Origin of the sequence: Lacrimispora sp., assembly GCF_036758025.1 — a bacterium.
Lineage (GTDB): Bacteria > Bacillota > Clostridia > Lachnospirales > Lachnospiraceae > Lacrimispora.
In genome coordinates this window covers 192921-210708 of sequence record NZ_DAIOXM010000002.1, presented here as the reverse complement: position 1 = coordinate 210708, position 17788 = coordinate 192921, and the positions used below count along the sequence as shown (strand labels likewise).

General features: G+C 51.7%; 13 protein-coding genes, 1 pseudogene and 1 riboswitch. Of the genes and pseudogenes, 10 read left to right on the top strand and 4 right to left on the bottom strand.

Annotation, left to right across the window (positions count from 1 at the left end; all coding sequences use genetic code 11):
• On the bottom strand, positions 1 to 370 hold a 370-nt coding region (locus V7M78_RS03285), incomplete at its 3' end, for a hypothetical protein (protein ID WP_333646396.1).
• A gap of 472 nt (positions 371 to 842) precedes the next feature.
• Between V7M78_RS03285 and V7M78_RS03280 the strand changes: the two genes are divergently transcribed.
• The 5 genes from V7M78_RS03280 (at position 843) to V7M78_RS03260 (ending at position 9046) form a co-directional block, all read left to right on the top strand.
• Complete coding sequence (locus V7M78_RS03280) at positions 843 to 1049, top strand: DNA-binding protein (protein ID WP_333646394.1); 207 nt, start codon at positions 843 to 845, stop codon at positions 1047 to 1049.
• A 14-nt stretch (positions 1050 to 1063) separates the two neighbouring features.
• Positions 1064 to 2338: a sensor histidine kinase gene (locus tag V7M78_RS03275; RefSeq protein WP_333646392.1), complete on the top strand. Its 1275-nt coding sequence runs from the start codon at positions 1064 to 1066 to the stop codon at positions 2336 to 2338.
• A complete protein-coding gene (locus V7M78_RS03270; protein ID WP_333646390.1) occupies positions 2335 to 3003 on the top strand; it encodes a response regulator transcription factor in 669 nt (222 codons plus the stop codon). The genes V7M78_RS03275 and V7M78_RS03270 overlap by 4 nt, the downstream gene beginning before the upstream one ends.
• Before the next feature lie 141 nt (positions 3004 to 3144).
• Positions 3145 to 3447, top strand: a complete 303-nt coding sequence (locus tag V7M78_RS03265) for a hypothetical protein (RefSeq protein ID WP_333646389.1) — start codon at positions 3145 to 3147, stop codon at positions 3445 to 3447.
• Positions 3448 to 3451: 4 nt separating this feature from the next.
• Positions 3452 to 9046, top strand: a complete 5595-nt coding sequence (locus V7M78_RS03260) for an S-layer homology domain-containing protein (protein WP_333646388.1) — start codon at positions 3452 to 3454, stop codon at positions 9044 to 9046.
• A gap of 14 nt (positions 9047 to 9060) precedes the next feature.
• A riboswitch (cyclic di-GMP riboswitch) is annotated at positions 9061 to 9149 on the top strand.
• A 141-nt stretch (positions 9150 to 9290) separates the two neighbouring features.
• On the opposite strand, the gene V7M78_RS03255 is transcribed toward V7M78_RS03260, so the two are convergent.
• The 3 genes and pseudogenes from V7M78_RS03255 to V7M78_RS03245 all read right to left on the bottom strand — a co-directional run.
• Positions 9291 to 10562: a sensor histidine kinase gene (locus V7M78_RS03255; protein WP_333646387.1), complete on the bottom strand. Its 1272-nt coding sequence runs from the start codon at positions 10560 to 10562 to the stop codon at positions 9291 to 9293.
• Between the two features lies 1 nt (position 10563).
• Positions 10564 to 11292, bottom strand: a complete 729-nt coding sequence (locus V7M78_RS03250) for a LytR/AlgR family response regulator transcription factor (RefSeq protein WP_101910045.1) — start codon at positions 11290 to 11292, stop codon at positions 10564 to 10566.
• A 110-nt stretch (positions 11293 to 11402) separates the two neighbouring features.
• Positions 11403 to 11603, bottom strand: a pseudogene (locus V7M78_RS03245) (helix-turn-helix domain-containing protein); the annotation flags it as partial.
• 306 nt (positions 11604 to 11909) lie between these two features.
• On the opposite strand from V7M78_RS03245, the gene V7M78_RS03240 reads away from it, so the two are divergent.
• From V7M78_RS03240 to V7M78_RS03220, 5 genes are all read left to right on the top strand, one after another.
• Complete coding sequence (locus V7M78_RS03240; RefSeq protein WP_333646384.1) at positions 11910 to 13934, top strand: hypothetical protein; 2025 nt, start codon at positions 11910 to 11912, stop codon at positions 13932 to 13934.
• 157 nt (positions 13935 to 14091) lie between these two features.
• On the top strand, positions 14092 to 14514 hold the full coding sequence (locus V7M78_RS03235; RefSeq protein WP_101910048.1) for a hypothetical protein: 423 nt from the start codon (positions 14092 to 14094) through the stop codon (positions 14512 to 14514).
• A gap of 101 nt (positions 14515 to 14615) precedes the next feature.
• Positions 14616 to 15170 (top strand): LemA family protein, encoded by a 555-nt coding sequence (locus V7M78_RS03230; protein ID WP_333646381.1) that lies wholly within the window; start codon positions 14616 to 14618, stop codon positions 15168 to 15170.
• 8 nt (positions 15171 to 15178) lie between these two features.
• Complete coding sequence (locus tag V7M78_RS03225) at positions 15179 to 16864, top strand: DUF2207 family protein (RefSeq protein ID WP_333646380.1); 1686 nt, start codon at positions 15179 to 15181, stop codon at positions 16862 to 16864.
• Between the two features lie 24 nt (positions 16865 to 16888).
• Positions 16889 to 17788, top strand: a complete 900-nt coding sequence (locus V7M78_RS03220; RefSeq protein ID WP_333646379.1) for a DUF4428 domain-containing protein — start codon at positions 16889 to 16891, stop codon at positions 17786 to 17788.

Sequence of the window (17788 nt, the reverse complement as noted above, 5' to 3'; positions counted from 1 at the left end):
TGAGCACCATCAGGTCCGGTAGGCCCGATAGGTCCTTGAGGTCCAGTAGGTCCTTGAATACCAGCAGGTCCAGTAGGCCCGATAGGTCCTTGAGCGCCATCAGGTCCGGTAGGTCCGATAGGCCCTTGAGGTCCGGTAGGTCCTTGAATACCAGCAGGTCCAGTAGGCCCAATAGGTCCTTGAGCGCCATCTGGCCCGGTAGGTCCGATAGGTCCTTGAGGTCCAGTGGGTCCTTCAATACCAGCAGGTCCAGTAGGTCCGGTAGGTCCTTGTTCGCCATCAGGTCCAGTAGGTCCGATAGGTCCTTGAGGTCCGGTAGGCCCTTCGATACCGGCAGGTCCAGTAGGCCCAGTAGGTCCCTGTTCGCCATCGGGTCCAGTAGGTCCGATGAGCGAGTTGGAACGACTGAATAACAAGAGTCGGTTTTCTCTCATCCTCTCTGGCGTTGTACTCCGAGTGCCGGAGAAGTAAAGAACAATAAAACAAAAGGAATAAGCGGGATGCCAACGCATCCCGCTTATTCCTTTTGTCCGCATTCAGTCTGCTTCCCGTAAATTGTCCCTATAAAAGATTATCCCAATCTACAACAGGCCATGTGAAATGGCAAAGGCTGTGGTTGTGGACATCGGCGGAAACAACGTAGTCCCATTTATCAGGTAACCCATGATGCCGCTCAATTAAGTGATGGGGATAAGCGGTAGGGATACTGCCATCACCCAAAAATCCGACGGTTTTTGAAAGTGGCAATCACTCGACTTTAAGTATAGACAGTTTTTGTCTTGAAGATTTCCTCATAAAGAAATATAATAATCAAAAAGACATTACTTTGAGAGGAACCGGGCATGGAATATATCAGTGTAAAAGAAGCGGCGGAGCAGTGGGGACTTACGCCCCGAATGGTAATATACCACTGTGTGAACGGGCGTATCAAGGGTTCGGATAAGGTTGCGGGCGTGTGGCTGGTTCCACGGGACGCCACCCGGCCGGAGGACAGGCGTAAAGAAAACGGCCGTAAGCCAAAATCCACAGTTCAGGAGCGTGACAAATGAGGAGATTCATTTCATTGATTGGCAGACAATTTTTTGACAAGAGTTTTGACTTTCGGGTACGACTGTTCAATGTGCTTGCCATGGGCGGCACAGTCATTAGTTTGGCTATGGCGTTGGTTGGTATTACAATAAATACGGGGTCGGGAAATATTGTGGCAAATTTCATTTCAGCCTTCCTCTCCTATGCCCTACTCTGTTATTCCAAGCGCACCGGCCGATACCAGCTATGCTACATGGTTACCATCATCGCCATTTTTCTGGTACTGTTCCCGGTCATGTTCTTCACGGCGGGAGGATATCACAGCGGGATGCCCAGCTTTTTCGTGTTTGCGGTGGCCTTTACCATACTGATGCTGGAGGGCAAAAAGGCCATTATGGTGTCCATCGTGGAAATTTTCCTATACCTTGCTATTTGTCTGATTGCCTTTCGCCATCCTGAACTGGTCAAGGCATGGGCTACCGAGCAGGACTTGCTCATCGATGTGATCGTGGGGTTTGTGTCGGTCAGCGCAGTGCTTGGCACCATGCTTTATCTCCATTTTAAGCTCTATAACGAGCAGCAGAAAAAGCTTGATGAACAGAACCATATTCTTGAGAGGGTCAGCCGCGCAAAAACAGAGTTTCTGTCCAACACCTCACACGAAATGCGCACACCGCTCACCGTCATCTCAGTCAATATACAGACGGTGGCGGAAATTTTAGAGGACATGGGCGAAGCGGTGAATGATGGGGAGGCGGCGGAGCTGCTCCAGAACGCCCAACAGGAAATTATGAGGCTGGCCCGCATGGTGGGCGGCACGCTGACTCTGGCCGCAATGAGTGAAAGCATGGACAAGCAGGCGGTGAAGTTTTCCATGCTCCTGCGCAGCAGCACAGAGATGTTTGCCCTGCATCTGCAAAAGCGGGGTAATGTCCTGAAAGCGGACATTGCGGAGGATCTGAACGTATTCGGCAACGCCGATCTTCTGGCCCAAGTGGTGGCAAACCTCCTGCAAAACGCCGCCGCTTACACCGAACAGGGTAGAATTATTCTGCGAGCGGAAAAAACAGGGCATGAGATTTTGGTGACGGTTACCGATACCGGTACAGGCATTGCCGCTGAGCTGCTGCCCCATGTGTTTGAACGGGGCGTTTCCACCGGGGGCACCGGTTTCGGCCTGTACCTGTGCAAAACGGTGGTGGAATCCCACGGCGGCCGGATATGGATCGAGAGCACACCGGGCAGCGGCACGACGACGAGCTTTGCCCTGCCCACCTATGAGGGACAATTTGGAGGTGAGGATGCATGAGTGAAAAACGGATTTTATTGGTGGAGGATAACGAGCAGATTATGCGGGGCAATGAACGAATGCTCATCCGCCGGAGATATGAGGTGGTCACCGCACTGACCCTTGGCGAAGCCCGCAAAGCAGTGGAGGCACAAATGCCGGACTTGATTGTGTTGGACATCATGCTGCCCGATGGCAGTGGATTGGACTTTATGGGCGAGCTGCGGCGGTACTCGAAGATTCCGGTTCTCCTGCTGACGGGACTGACTACAAATGAAGATGTTGTGCGAGGCCTTACTGCCGGGGGCGATGACTACCTTGCCAAGCCCTACGATTTCGGGGTTTTGATGGCACGGGTGGAGGCACTACTCCGCCGGTCGGAGCAAATCCCTGAAAAGCTGACCCGTGACCGCTTATCCCTTGATATGGCGGCAGGTGTAGCCACACTGGACGGAACCGATCTGCTGCTGACCCAAAAGGAGTTTGCCTTGCTGATGATCTTCACCCAGAACGAAGAACGCTTTATCAGCGCGGAGTACCTGTATGAAAAGGCATGGAAACAGCCCATGTTGGGCGACAATCAGGCTCTCAAGAAGACCGTTTTCAATCTTCGTAAGAAAATCGAAAACAGTGGGTGGTGCATTGAATGTTCGAGGGGAGAAGGCTACTGCTTTGAACGGCTATAAATGACAGGAAAACAAATAAAAAGCGGCGAAAGTTACGATTACGGAACTTTCGCCGCTTTTTATTTTGTCTTGCATTAAAATATGAGTAAGCCAGACGGAAAATCCGGTTTGGCGGCTCGTTTGATTTAGGAGGTGGTTCATATGCTGTGGTCGGAACGGGCAGATCGTGAAAACTTAAAAATCATCAGTGTCAGCGCATTGGATGGGGACACCTTTGGCATTACGCTGGAGAGCGGGCATACCATCTTTCTGGAGCTTAGGGACAGGATTCACGAACCGGCTTTTGCCGCCCTTATCGCAAGCAGAGATTTCTGCAAGCCCTATACTGACGGGGAGAAGCTCTGCTGGTCCGGAGGGATGTCCTTCACCCTGAAAGAGATTTTAGGGATGCTGCTGTCGAAGGGCAATGAACGGCAAAATAAAAACGATTATAAGGAGGAATGAATTAATGAAACGAACATGGAAACAAATCGGTAGCCTGTTCCTGGCAGTGTGCATGGTACTGACCATGCTGCCGACGATGGCTTTTGCCGAAACAGGCGACGTGGATTCCGGTACACCGCCTTTGGGCAACAGCGGAATCATCACCGCCTTTGGGTCGCTGGAACCAGAAATATTGGCACAGACGGTGAAAACCGGCACCATGGAGAAGGAACTGAACCTGCCGGGTACGTTGGCGGTTACTGTCACTGAAAGCGTCTATGACATAGCGAGCGGCAGCGATGCAACAAAACAGGACACCCAAAGCACCGTGGCGGTGGAGCACTGGACTTCCGACCCCGCCTATGACGGCGATGTTGCGGGGGACTATACCTTTACGCCCAGCCTTGCTCTGTCAGAGGGTCTGACCGTGGCGGAGGGCGTATATGCACCGCAGATTACTGTTACAGTGGAAGAAGCAGCGGCACCTTTGGCGCGGGGCGGTGTTGCTCTGATGAGCGGTTCTGTCACCGGCACAATGGACATTGGTGGGCAAACCGACGTCGGTCTTGCCGCTAACACCAGCGGAACAGGCTGGGCATGGGATGCGACAACCGCCACCCTGACGCTTAACAGCAGTTACCAAGGCGGTTATATAAAATTTGAATGTGCCGGCACCGATATCATCAATCTGTCATGCACCAGTGCTGTCACAGTCAACCAAGGTTCTACCTACGCCATACAAAGCTCTGGCAGCCTCGTCATCAAAGGCGACGGCCCGCTTACGATTTCCGACGGCGGCATAAAGGCGTCTAAGGACATCGTCATCTTGGGTGTGATGGGCAATATCAACAGCGGCGGCAGCGACGGCATTTCTGCCGGAGGCAGTGTTACTATCTCCGGCACGGTGGGCGATATTACGTCCACGACGTACACGATTTACGCAAATGGAGACATTACCATTTCAGATGGCGCCGTTGTGGGCAAGATCGGCGCGGGAGGCACCGGCTCCAAAAGCGGCACCCATGGGATTTACGCGGACGGCAGTGTTACCATCCACGGCACAACAGGCAATATTTCAGGCATGTACTATGGCATCCGCGCAAATGGCGGCGATGTTATCATCGGCGGCAAGACAGGCGCGATTGACTGCGCACTATCCGCAAGCAGCGATGAGAGCTCCGGCATTCGCGCAAAAGTCAGCGTTACAATTACAAGCACCGGCGAAACCGGTGCTATCAGCTCCAAGAAAGACTACGGCATTTACGCGGAAACAGGCAACGTTTTAATCAGCGGCACAACCGGCGATATCACCGGTGTGAAAGTCTTCGGCATTTACGCGGCAGCGGGCGGTATCACAATTTCACCTAGCGCTGTTGTGGGCAATATCGCCGGCGCTCAAAGGGGTATCGACGCAGACGGCCACGTCACAATTGGCGGTAAGACTGGCGATATTACAGGCGTCACCGGCAGCATCTACGGCGGCGGCATTAACGCAAACCTCAGCGTCGCAATCTATGGCGAAACGGGCGATATAACAAGCACGCATCCCAGCATCCCGGCAATTGGCGCAGGCGGTGACGTCTCCATCATCGGCAGTGTGGGCAAGATTGCGGTCATCAGCTCCGGCAGCGGTAGTGGCTGCGGTATTTACGCGGACGGCGGCATCCATATCATGAAGTCTGTTACGGTAAGCAGCTTCACTGGCGCGTTCAATAAAGCCCCCGCCACCTTACCCTCTTCCTATACAGCCACCTGGAGCGACAGCGTGGACGGCACCGGTTCTTCCACCGGCAGTACCTATACATGGAACGCCAGCCATCAATACGTAAAAATTGAGACAGCCCCCGCCGGCGGCACTGTCACGGGTCAATTGTTCCTCGGCGGCGACGACGCGATTGTTGAGGATCTCACACAGGATGCCAGCGGCACAGGCTGGACATGGACAGCATCCACCGCCACCCTGACGCTGACTAACACCACCATCAGCGGCTCCACAGGGGTCATCGACTTCGCTGCGGCGGGCGATGTGACCGTAACCGTATCAGGCACGGTAAATGCCAAGGGGCTAAAGCACAATGACAGCACCGCTGGAAAACTCACCATCAACGGCAGCGGCACGTTAAACCTGGATTACCCTTATGGAAGCGATGCGGCGCTATATGCAGCCGCAGGGCTTGAAGTCGCCGGCGCGACGGTGAATATCACCATGACGGGAAATGCCCTGTCGTGCATCTACACCGCAAACGGCGATGTTATCATGTCCGGCGGAACGCTGAGCATGTCCGCAACAGGAACCAATGTGGGTGGGATTATTTGTCAGAGCGGCACTATTAACATTTCCGGCACGGCGCAGGTCAAGACCAGTCCCAGCGTCACCGGTAACGTGCTGAACGCCGGAAACATCAGCATAAGCGGCAATGCGATTGTGGATGTGGCAAGCGCCGATGATTATGGCATTGCTTCGAGCGGCACGACGACCATCAGCGGCGGCGATGTGACGGTGAAATGCACCTCTCGTTCGGCGTTCAATACGGATGTGAATGTCACCGGCGGCAGGCTGCTTACAGTCGCAGACGGTGCGAATGGTAGCATAAACGGCGACCTCACCGTCAGCGGTGCGGATGCCAATGTCACCGTAAACGGCAGTATTATTCTCGGCGGCAACCTGACGGTATCGGCCGGTACTGTGGTCATCACAGGAGCCGTCAGCGGCACGACCACCCACACCGGCGGTACGCTGAATGGATATCCACCGGCAGCCACCTACACCGCCACGCTGAATATCCGCATGGATAACGATGCGGCCACCTCTCGAATCAGCGGCTATACGCTGAAACTGGAAGGCGAAGAAACCACAGCAGTTACCATGACAGGAACCGGTGCGACAAGGACGGCAAATGTCACAAACGGCACATGGAAGGTGTATGAAAATGGCAACTACTACACCGGCGTAAACATTACCGTAAACGGTAGCCCGGCCAATGCCGCACTGGATTACTATACGGTCAATTATTCCGTTGCCAAGGCAGGAACGACAAACGACGGAGAGATTCACCTGTCCGAAACGACCTTGGGCGGAAATGGTTTTGACAACCTACCTTCCGGCGAACCTCTTTATAAAGGCAGCAAGGCGACCTTCACCGCCACCGGCGCAGGTGCGGACAGCTACACCTACGCATGGAACGGCACGCACGGCAGCAAAACAATCAGCGGCACGGGCAGTACATTAGTGATCAATTCCGTGCAAGGCAAGGTGGATATTACCTGCACCATTACAGGGAGCGGCACAGCCGAAGTACCGGTGCCGGGCAATGCGGGGACAATCACCGCGTCTGAAGTCGCACAAGCCTCCCTCCAGCTTAACTGGACAAAAGCGGCCAGCGGCAGTGGGGAACCGTACGCTTTGAAGTATTATGTGTTCCAATCTGCAAGCGGCAACATTTCTACGCTCAGCGACTGTTTGAATGATCAGGATGCACTGTTGAACCCCGCTGGCAATCAGGATAGTGCCACCTATGTTGTTACCGGCTTGTCGCCGGGTACCACCTACTACTTCAACGTGGTGGTCATGGATGACAATATGAGCGCGGCGGCGTATATCATGGTATCGGTAACGACAACAGGCGGAGGCACGCCGGCCACCAATGCCGCAACGCCAAGTATCACTACACAGCCGCAAGGCGTAACGGTAAATGTGGGGGAAAGCGTGACCCTGCGTGTAGGGGCAAGTGTCAGCGATGGCGGCACCTTATCCTATCAGTGGCGTGGCAGCAATAATGCTGAGCTAAGTCCACCAATCAGCGGCGCAACCTCGGCAACCTTTACGCCGTCTACAGCGGCAGTTGGCACAATGTACTATCATGTTGAGGTCACAAATACCAACAACAGCGCAAGCGGAAACAAAACGGCAACGATAAATAGTGAGCAGATTGCTGTCACCGTACAAAGCGGTGGCGGTTCGTCCTCGGGCGGTGGTGGGTACACACCTCCGGCAGCCACCCCCACCCCTGATCCGGGTAAAAAGCCTGACCAGCCGGTAACGGCAACGGCTCCTGTCACGGCAACAGCCGGGGCAAACGGCACAGCCAGCGCAGCTATTTCGGATAAATCCATCACCGATGCCATCGCAAAAGCACAGGCTGATGCCAAAGCACAAGGCAAAACCGCAAACGGCACCACTGTGGGGCTGAATGTCACCATGCCAAAGGGTGCGACTTCCCTGACAGCTACCTTGACCCAAAGCTCTCTGAACAGCCTTGTGAGCGCAGGGGTGTCCCAGCTTGAACTGGATGGGGCGCCGGTTTCCCTCGGTCTTGATCTGAACGCCCTAAAGGAAATTCAGAAGCAGAGCGGCGGCAATATCAGCATCACCATTGCCCCGGCGACAGGGCTTTCCAAGGAAACAAAGGCCCTGCTCGAAAACAGGCCGGTTTACAGTATCACCATCAGCTATGTCAAGGACGGCAAAAACGTCAACATCACCAGCCTCGGCAGCGGGGCAGCAACCCTTTCCATCCCCTATACACCGGGCAAGAATGAGGCTGTCGGCTACCTGTTCGGCGTGTATGTGGACGCAAAAGGCAAAGCACAGCGCATTGACGGTTCCGCTTATGATGCAAACAGCGGAAGCCTGCTGATCCCCACCGGTCACTTCTCGGTGTACGGCGTGGGCTACACGGCTCCAAGCGCCAAGCTTACCGACATTGGAACCCATTGGGGCAAGGAAGCCATTGATTATGTAGTCGGCAGAGGACTTCTCTCCGGCACATCGGAAACTACCTTTGCGCCCGACACAGCCATGACGCGTGGGATGCTGGTAACGGCTCTCGGCAGACTGGACGGTGTGGATACGAAAGCATACACCACCAATAGCTTTACCGATGTGAAAACGGACAGCGTCTTCCGTCCCTATATCGAATGGGCGTACAAGAAAAGCATTGTGCAGGGCATCGGCAACCAGCAGTTTGCGCCCGACCGGGCAATCACCCGTGAAGAAATTGTGGTTATCTTCGCAAACTATGCCAAGGCAACCGGCTACACCCTACCTGTGACCCGTACTGCAACAACCTACGCAGATGCTTCCAGTATTGGCAGCACCTACAAAACGGCGGTAACCGCCATGCAGCAGGCAGGCATTATGATGGGCGGCACGAACAACCAGTTTAATCCGCAGTCCAGCGCCACCCGCGCGGAGGTCAGCTCCATGCTTCACCGCTATATCAAGCTGACCATTGACCCTAATACTGCACAGGGTTGGGCGAAAAACGATGCCGGACAGTATCTGTATTACACGGACGGCAAAGCCCTTACCGGCACACAGACCATCGACGGCGTGAAGTATTTCTTTGAAACCACCGGCGTACTGAAAACAGGCTGGATAAAGGACGGCGACAACTGGCGGTTCTACTCCGGCAACAAGGCGTTGGTCGGCTGGTGGAATATAGGCAGCGGCGATGCCCAAAAGACCTATTATTTCACCAAGGACGGCCTGATGGTGTCCGGCAAGTGGCTCCAGATCGACAGCAAATGGTATTACTTCTACTCTGACGGCGCTCTCGCCAAGAACACCAAGGTTGACGGCTACGAGGTAGACAAAAACGGTGTGAGAAAGACGAAGTAAGAAAAACAAATCAATATAGACAAGGGCAAACCTGCTGAAAGGCAGGGACGCAAAGCCGAGGGTCTAAGGCGTCTTAGGACGTGATGATAGTCTGGCCGCTGAAAGTCAAGCAAAGCCTGCCCTCTTACGTGGAGGGCAGGCTTTTACGGCTTTTTACAACTATTATCGGTGGCATCAGACAGGACTTTCGCTATGAATGATGATGAAAAAGTTTAATAAGAAGATTTATATATAAAACAACCTCCTATGCAGTAGCCTGAAATATAAACCAGCCATCCTTAACCGAAAACTGAAATACACCGCCATGCTTTTCTACGATTTGAGCGATGCTTTTTGTGCCAAAGCCATGCTCCTGTTCTTTTGATACTGGAAACCCTTGCCTAAATATCGGCTCTGCCTGAAAGCTATTGTGCAGATCAATGCACAGCTTATTATTTTTGGAATACATACGCAGCCGGATGATACGTTTGTTGCTATCAGGTATCTGTTCACAGGCATGGATCGCATTTTCCAAAGCGTTGGACAGAAGCGAGCAAAGCTCAGTATCGCTAAAGGGAAGCAAATCAGGTAGTTTCGCATCTACTGTCAGCAAGATTGACCCTTGTTTCGCTTTCGCAGCGAAAGCGGACAAAATCAAGTTGACGGTTTCGTTTCCACAAAAGCGTGTGGGCGTGATGGCATCCATGTCGGACTGGGCAGTTTGTAGGTACTCTTTGATCCCCTCGATGTGTTCTTTGGAGGCCAGTCCCTGTAAAAGAGCAAAATGGTGGCGCATATCATGCCGATAGGATGCGGCGTTCTGCTGTAACTGCCGCAGAGAAGCAAACTCTGTCTGCGCCAGTCTAAACTGTGCATCCAGCATATCCTTTTCTCTTTGAAGGCTTGCCTGTTTTTGTGTCTCAGCGTAGTAAAGGATCACAAACACAAAATAGAAAACAGATATTGTTGAGGGCATGAACTGTACCGCCCATTCGGCGCCGCTGTAAAGCACATCGGTGTAGATGGCGGTCATATAGTCAAACAGATAGTAAAAAAGCGGAACTCCGCCTAAAAATAAGCAGGATTTCGTGGACTTCTCCATCAACTGCCGAACAGATCCGGCTACATATCTTTTCAAGAAATAATAGGCCAAAAACACGAATGCTATGTAAAAAATATGGTCTGCAAGCCTGCTGTCTAAAGCGGCTCCTGCAAGGAAACCAAACCAGCGCGGCGCTTGACAGCAAAGATAACCGGAAAGCACGCTGACGGCGGATATGAGCCATGGCCGTTTATGGTACAGCGAGAATATCACAATCAGCGGCAGGTGGATAATCAGCGGATACAGCTTTGATGTCAAATCCAAGCCCAAAAGCCAATAGCTGGCGGTCTGGACAGAAAGAAAAATGACACAGAGCAGGCCGGCGACGAGCCTGTTTTTCTTTGTGGGTTCTATTCCTGCAAAGAGAACGGACACCGTGAGGCCAAAGACCAAAGAAACACCAAATCGCAAGAGTCCTATCACTGTTACTGCCATTTTAAGCACCCCCCTCCATTTGATAATTCAGATATTGCTGCTTCATCTCCTTTGCCTTGCCCTGTGCAACAGGAACAGAGGAAAGGGTCTGCAAGGTAATCTGAAGGTTTTCAATGGTATCCACATACTGCATATTCACAAGATAGGAGCGGTGGGGCTTCATAAAACACCCATATTTCATCAGATTATCGCAGACAGGGGAAAAGGCTTCCGTACATTCGATGACTTTACCGGAGCGCAGATGATAGAGCACGTTTCTGCCGATGACCTCGGCAAAGATCAAATTGGAGATCAATATTTTTTGAATACCCTCATTGCCCTTTATAATAACTGCATCCTCATCCTTTTCCAATTTAATCTGCTCCAGCAGCTCGTCAAAAGTGAAGAATAGTTTTTCTTTTGAGATTGGTTTGAGTACATAGTTGATAGCCTTCACCGAATAGCTTTCCAAAGCAAACTCAGGCGATGAGGTAAAGAATAAAATCGGTGCGGTTTTGTCAAAGGTGCGAATTTCCTTTGCCGCATCAATGCCGGTAAAGCCCGGCATCATAATATCCAGACAGTATATATCAAACCGCTTTCCTTTTTCCAAGGCTGAAATCAATTCAAACCCGTTTGGAAATACAGCGTGTTCGCAGTTTAGATGTCTTGATGTTCGGTACAGGTCGATGAGCTGTACCATATTGGATAGCTCGTCAATATTATCGTCACAGACCGCAATATGCAGCATAAGCAACCCTCCATGTTCTATTAGACTTCTTTGGAAACTCTCGCAGGCTCGCTCTCCTGCAAATCGGGTAGTTGCCGATTACCAGGTTCAGATTGTATAACGGCATTTTCATCAGGAACATACTCCATGATGTCGCCGAAGTCGCAGCCCAAAACACTGCAAATCCGAACCAAAATATCGACATATATATTTTCATCTTTTGAGATTTTCAGAAGCGAGCCGCTGCTGATACCCGCCGCCTTGCACAGCTCGCCTTTTCTTATTTTTCTGTCGATCATCAGTTTGAATAATTTGTTATAACTGACACCCATAACACGCCTCACTTCTTTCTGAAAAACGAAAATCGTTTATGTAAATATTAGATTACAGTATATCATCAAATTATGACAAATACAAGATAAAATTCGCGAGAACGCATCTATTTTCGTGTAATATTGTGTTTTTCACATCTAAAAGCAAAAAAAGCAAAAAAGGCAGGAGTGTGCTTTCCTCCAAAATCATGTTTCATGTCGAAAAAATTATGTTTCATGCAGCGGACGGTTTTGCAGAGATATTCCTGATAGATTGAATGTGGAGAAATAGATGTTATTTCGTTCAATCAAAAAGGAGGAAAAACTATGAAAAAGCAATTTATGGGCATACTGCTCACTCTGTGTATGGCGCTTACCCTGCTGCCGAGCACGGCGTTTGCGGCGGAAAATGTGACCATACTGTCATACCCCGCAAAAACCGAGTATACGGTTGGCGAGGGATTTGACCGAACCGGGATTAAAGCGGAGGTTACAATAGGCGGCGGGAAAAAGGACATCTCAAGCGAAATCAGTTTCAGAAATTCCGGAAACGTGACGTTAGAACAAGGTACGGTATTCGCGTACACTGCGGGAAAGCAGGAGATTACCCTGCGGTGGACAGCTCCGGGCGAAAAAACGAGCCAAATCGTGGGGAAATATACAGTTACATCAACCGGCACATATGTTCCACCCGCGCAGGCTGCACCTAAGCCAAATGATACTACTTATAAACTGTATGACGCCATGGACAACGGCTGGTACAGCATCCGTCTGGGCCCCATTGGCGGTGGCGGTGGCGGTCTGATGTACGCCGGTGGGAACGACACTTTTATTAATATCGACTCCGCAGGCAAGGCATTCTTACGCACTGGAGGAAGGGCCACGAAATTTTATGTTGAGAAAAAGCGCGTTGTAGACCGTGACTGGGCTGAGATAACCATAAAAATGGCGGATGGGCGCTATTTGGGAATTGCGGGCGAAATAGATAACAGAGCAATGTATAAAGTCGGAACGAACCCGGTCTACCGTGCAAAGCCGGATGGCGACATTGTCGGGGAGTTTCCATCAGGCACCATTCTGGAAGTTACCGAGATCAAGGGCGACTGGGCGAAGGTGAAGCATGAAGGCCGAGAGTATTATATGTGGGCTGCCAGACTGACAAAAGTGAATGCGGGCGGCACGCGGGTAGCGGCTGTGGATAAGCCTTATCTATGGCAGATATCCTTCGGCAACAATGTTGCTATGCGCCCCTCCGAGAATCCTAAAATGATGGTCCGTCCTGCGGAAAAAGGATATCCGGACGGAGCGGGGGTTGTCCTGTCCGAATACATCGCCAACTATACCGATATATCATTTGAGGACTGGAGCAGACCCATCAGCAATGCTGAAATGGCGGGGTTATTCTGGGATGCGTTCAGTATTTTAGGATACCATTACCCTGCAGAAGGTCCGAAAGGTTTGCATGAGAGTTTGCGCAAAGAAGGGGGGCAAGCCGAGGAATACAGGGGCAGTATTGTGCTTTGTTACGCTTGGGGTGTCTTTACTGATAAAAATATGAATTGGAGTGCGAATCCCACCTACGGGGAGTTTACCTCTTACTTAATTAAGCTCATGGACTATAACAAAAGCAGGAACAGTACCAAATTTGCCGCTTTCACCAAGGACACCATCAAGAGCTTTGCCATCAGCGGCGACACAAGCGCAAACGCCAAAATAACATGGGAGCAGGCAGCGGCTCTCCAATACAAAACCATCCATTGGGCGGCAGCAGAACATTTGAGGTTAGGTGAATGGAGTGGCCTTTTGGATAGGGTGGAATCGCTCATTTCGGCCGTGCCGAAGAACCTAACGTCCTCTGGGAGCGCATCCGGACAGACACCCGCTCCGGCGCCGACACCCACCAACACCGTTACGGCAACACCCACCAACACCGTTACGGCAACACCCACCAACACCAAGTTTATGTTAAACGGTGCGGAAGTCGCGCTGCCCGCTTACAGCATCGGCGGCAACAACTACGTCAAGCTGCGGGATGTGGGCGCGTTGCTGAAAACACGCTTTGATGTGCGTTTTGAGGATGGCAAGGCAAAGCTGTATAACCATGCGGCGTACACCAAGACGAGCGGCGAGCTTGCCGCAATCGGCAAAGACAGTAAAAATGCTACACTGAGTACCACAGCCTTTGTATGGGGTGACACCGGTGCGGCGGTGACGGGGCTGACCGCCTATACTATCGGTGGCAACAACTATATCAAGCTGCGGGACATCGCAAAGCTGTTTGACTTCGATGTGGATTGGCGTGACGGCAAAGCGTGGATCGAGCCTGATGTGTCGCCGTACACGGAGGACTAACCGCGCCGCCCCCACGGTACAAACTAACCCCTATAATTATGTTTCATGTCGAAAAAATCATGTTTCATGCAGCAGACGGTTTTCTGTGGCAGGGTTTTGATAGAGTGAGCACAGGGAATCTCCCCTATAAAACCCAACAGAAAACGGAGGATTTAGAATGAAAAAGTTACTGGTACTTATGATGGCGCTTGTCATGACAATGAGCCTTGCAGCCTGCGGAGGCAATGCTGAACCCCCTGCATCCACGCCGGAATCCACCCCCGCCGCTGCGGAACGGAAAGACAATGTAACCCCCGAGCAGGCAGCGGCCATTGTAGACATCATGGCGAAGATGGGACCGCTGTACGAAGAGGCGGCGGCAGCGGCCACGGCAAACGGCTGGGATCAGGACGAGCTGGCGGTGCAGGAGCTGAACGCTGTATATGCCATTATGGACTCTGCAAGGGTTGGACTTGGAGAGCTTGACGGATACGGAGACACCAGCACAGAGGATATTGACGCCGTTATTGAACAGTATCAGACTATGCTGGACGAAATGCCCAACTTAGTCGCCAAGTACAGCGAGCCCTACAGCAACTAATCACTGCGTTTTATCAAATGGATAAACCATAAAAAATAATCTCATGGCAAAAGCGGATGCGGAACACCCGCATCCGCTTTTGCAAAAAGGAGGAAATGACTATGCTGCCAACTTTCATCACAATCGCCGTAATTATTGCGGTTATTGTTCTATGGATTATCTCCACGCAGCGCAGACTGGTAGTGCTGGATGAGAATATCAGCAATGCCATGAGCCAGATCGGGGTGCAGCTTTCCAGCCGCTTTGATGCGCTGACGGCCCTTTTGGATTTGACAAAGGGCTACGCCAAGCACGAAAGCGAAACTCTGATTGAAACAATCAAATCAAGAAGAAGCGTCATCACGGCAAAATCCACGCCGGACGAGGTGATGCGTCAGGAAGGGGTTATTTCCGAAGCCCTTGGCAGGATTTCCATGGTGACGGAGCAGTACCCCGATCTGAAAGCCAATCAAAATTACATCAAAACCATGGATGCGGTGCAGACCTTTGAAAACATGGTTCGCACCAGCCGTCTGATCTACAACGACAGTGTAACAAAGCTGAACCGTGAAATCCGAATGTTCCCGGTCTCTGCCATTGCCGGGATGCTGGGCTTTGGGCAAAGAGACTATCTTGTGGAGCAGGCTGACAAGGCAGATATGCCCAGCATGAAATGAGGTGCCCGATGCGAAAAAGAGTGAGTGCGCTGCTTCTATGCGTTGCCTTATTATTTGCCCTCCCTCTCCCGGCTTTTGCGGCAAATCAGGTCAATACCATGGATATTCAGGCGGTCATTTACGAGGACGGCTCCATGTATGTGACACAGGTGTGGGAGGGAGATTTTAACGAGGGAACCGAAAGCTACATTCCCATGAACGCACCCGACTATCTGACCATCAGCCAGCTTACAGTCTCCGACCAAAACGGGAGTTATGAGACGGTTTCGGATTGGAATATTGACTGGAGCTTTGAAGAAAAGGCGAGAAAATGCGGCATCCATGATACGGACAGCGGGTATGAAATCTGCTTCGGTATCAGCCGGTATGGACAAAATCGCTACGCCATTGAATATAAACTGGACAATGCGGTGGGCGGTTACAGCGACAGGGACGGTGTAAACTTCCGATTTGTAAACGATGGGATGAACACCACCCCCACCGATGTGAAGGTTGAAATCCGGCTGGCGGACGGCACACCCATCACCGATGAAACCGCCGACATATGGGGTTTTGGCTATGACGGACAGGTGGAATTTTCAGACGGCGCTATTCTGGCCTACACGGAAAGCCCCATTGCTCCCGAAAACCATGTGACGGTACTGTTTTCTCTGGATAAAGGAATCTTATCCCCCTCACGGCAAGAACCGGGTAGCTTTGAGGAAGTAAAAGAAGCCGCCTTTTCAGGCAGCGACTATGATAATACCGGCGAGGAAGTATCCGCCTTGGAAGCAATTGTTGCCACTCTGCTTTCCTTCGGGGTGCCAATCAGCCTGATGATGTGGATTATAAAAAGAAAAAAGAAACGTGCGGAGAAAAAAATGCAACAATTCACCGAGCGGTTCGGGTATTTCAGGGACATTCCCAACGACGGCAATCTGAGTGCCACCTATGCGCTGGGACGGTTGTTTGATGTGTGTGAGGACGGTGCGATTCTTTCCACAGGAATGCTGCGGCTGATTCAGCTTGGCTGCCTGTCCCCCGTGGAAACGCAGCAGATCGGTTTGATGGGCAAAACCAAAGAAACCGTGAGCCTGCGACTGGTGGGCAGCAATCATAGCAGTATGAACGAATATGACGAGTACCTTTATACGGTGCTCGAAAGCGCGGCCGGTTCGGATTCCACTTTGCAGGCAAGGGAACTGGAACACTTTGCAAGTCAAAACGACAAACTGCTGCGTGCGTACATACAGAAATGCGAAAACGCAGGCAGAACTTGGCTGAATCAAAAAATCTGCCTGAAACGGTGGGATATGCCCGCAAAGCTGACGGATCTGACGCCAACCGGTGAACAGGAACTGGGCGAGCTGATGGGGCTGAAACAGTATCTGATGGATTTTTCACTCATTGCCGAGCGCGGCGTCAAGGAAATGCCGATTTGGAGGGAACTGCTGACCTATGCCATGCTGTTTGGCATCGCCGATCAGGTGGCGGAGCAGATGAAAGAGCTGTACCCCCAAATTTCTAACCAGCTGACCGATTACAGCGGGAGCATGGCGGCCGCCTATTCCTACCACTACTTGCTTTACAGCAATATGAAACAAGCCGAACAGCGGCGTGAGCAGGAAAAACGCAGCGGTGGGGGCGGCGGATTTGCTTCCCCTGGCGGGGGCGGAGGCTCCATCGGCGGCGGCAGCGGCGGCGGAACAAGATAATGCGAGCAAAAGGAGGAATGGAATATGGGCTTATTTTCAAAAAAACCCCCTTGCCCCATCTGCGGCGGCAAGATTTCATGGTTTCTGCCCTCGAAAATCGAGGGCGAATATATTTGTGATGCCTGTTACGGCAAGCTTGATATGGATGCCGACAAGGAAAGCAAGCTGACCATGCAGGGCTTTCGGGAGTATCTGGCATTCTACGATCAAAACCAAATACTGAAAGACCGGTTCGTGGTTTCTGAGCGGATTGATTTCGGCCTTTGGGATACCAAAATCATCTTTGATTACCAGAACAAGCTGTTCTGCATGAGCAAAAACCCGGATAAAACCGTGTTTGAAGGAAGGCAATTGAAATCCTTTACCATCAGGGAGGACAGTACCCCCCTGTTTGAGGGTTCATCGGCAGGCATACGCCGTTATACCAGCACCGTAACCGAGCGGGCTATGGCGATGGCGCCGCAAATCGCACAGCTTGCAGCGAGCAAGCGGATGGCACGAACCCTTGACAGGCTGGACGACGGCAAGGTAAATAACTCCGCACCGGTGCAGTATTTTGATATTCCTGAACCCTTTCGGGCCTTCAACGTGGAGCTGCATTTCGACCACCCCTACTGGACGGTGCTCAAATGTGATATGGACGGTCCCCGGTTTGATAACACCCTACCGGATGTGAACAACTACCTCCGCGCCTACCAGCAAAGCATAGAAGAAATGGATAAGCTGGTGGCTGCACTTAGGACGGTAGCCTTTTCCGGCGCAGCCGAGCAGTCTGTTGGCTCCGGTATGGGGACGTTATATACCAACATGGCTCCGCCTGCCGATGCCATCGAAGAAATCAAAAAATACAAGGCGCTTATGGAGGACGGCATCATTTCCCAGCAGGAGTTTGAGGCAAAGAAAAAGCAGCTCCTTGGGATTTGA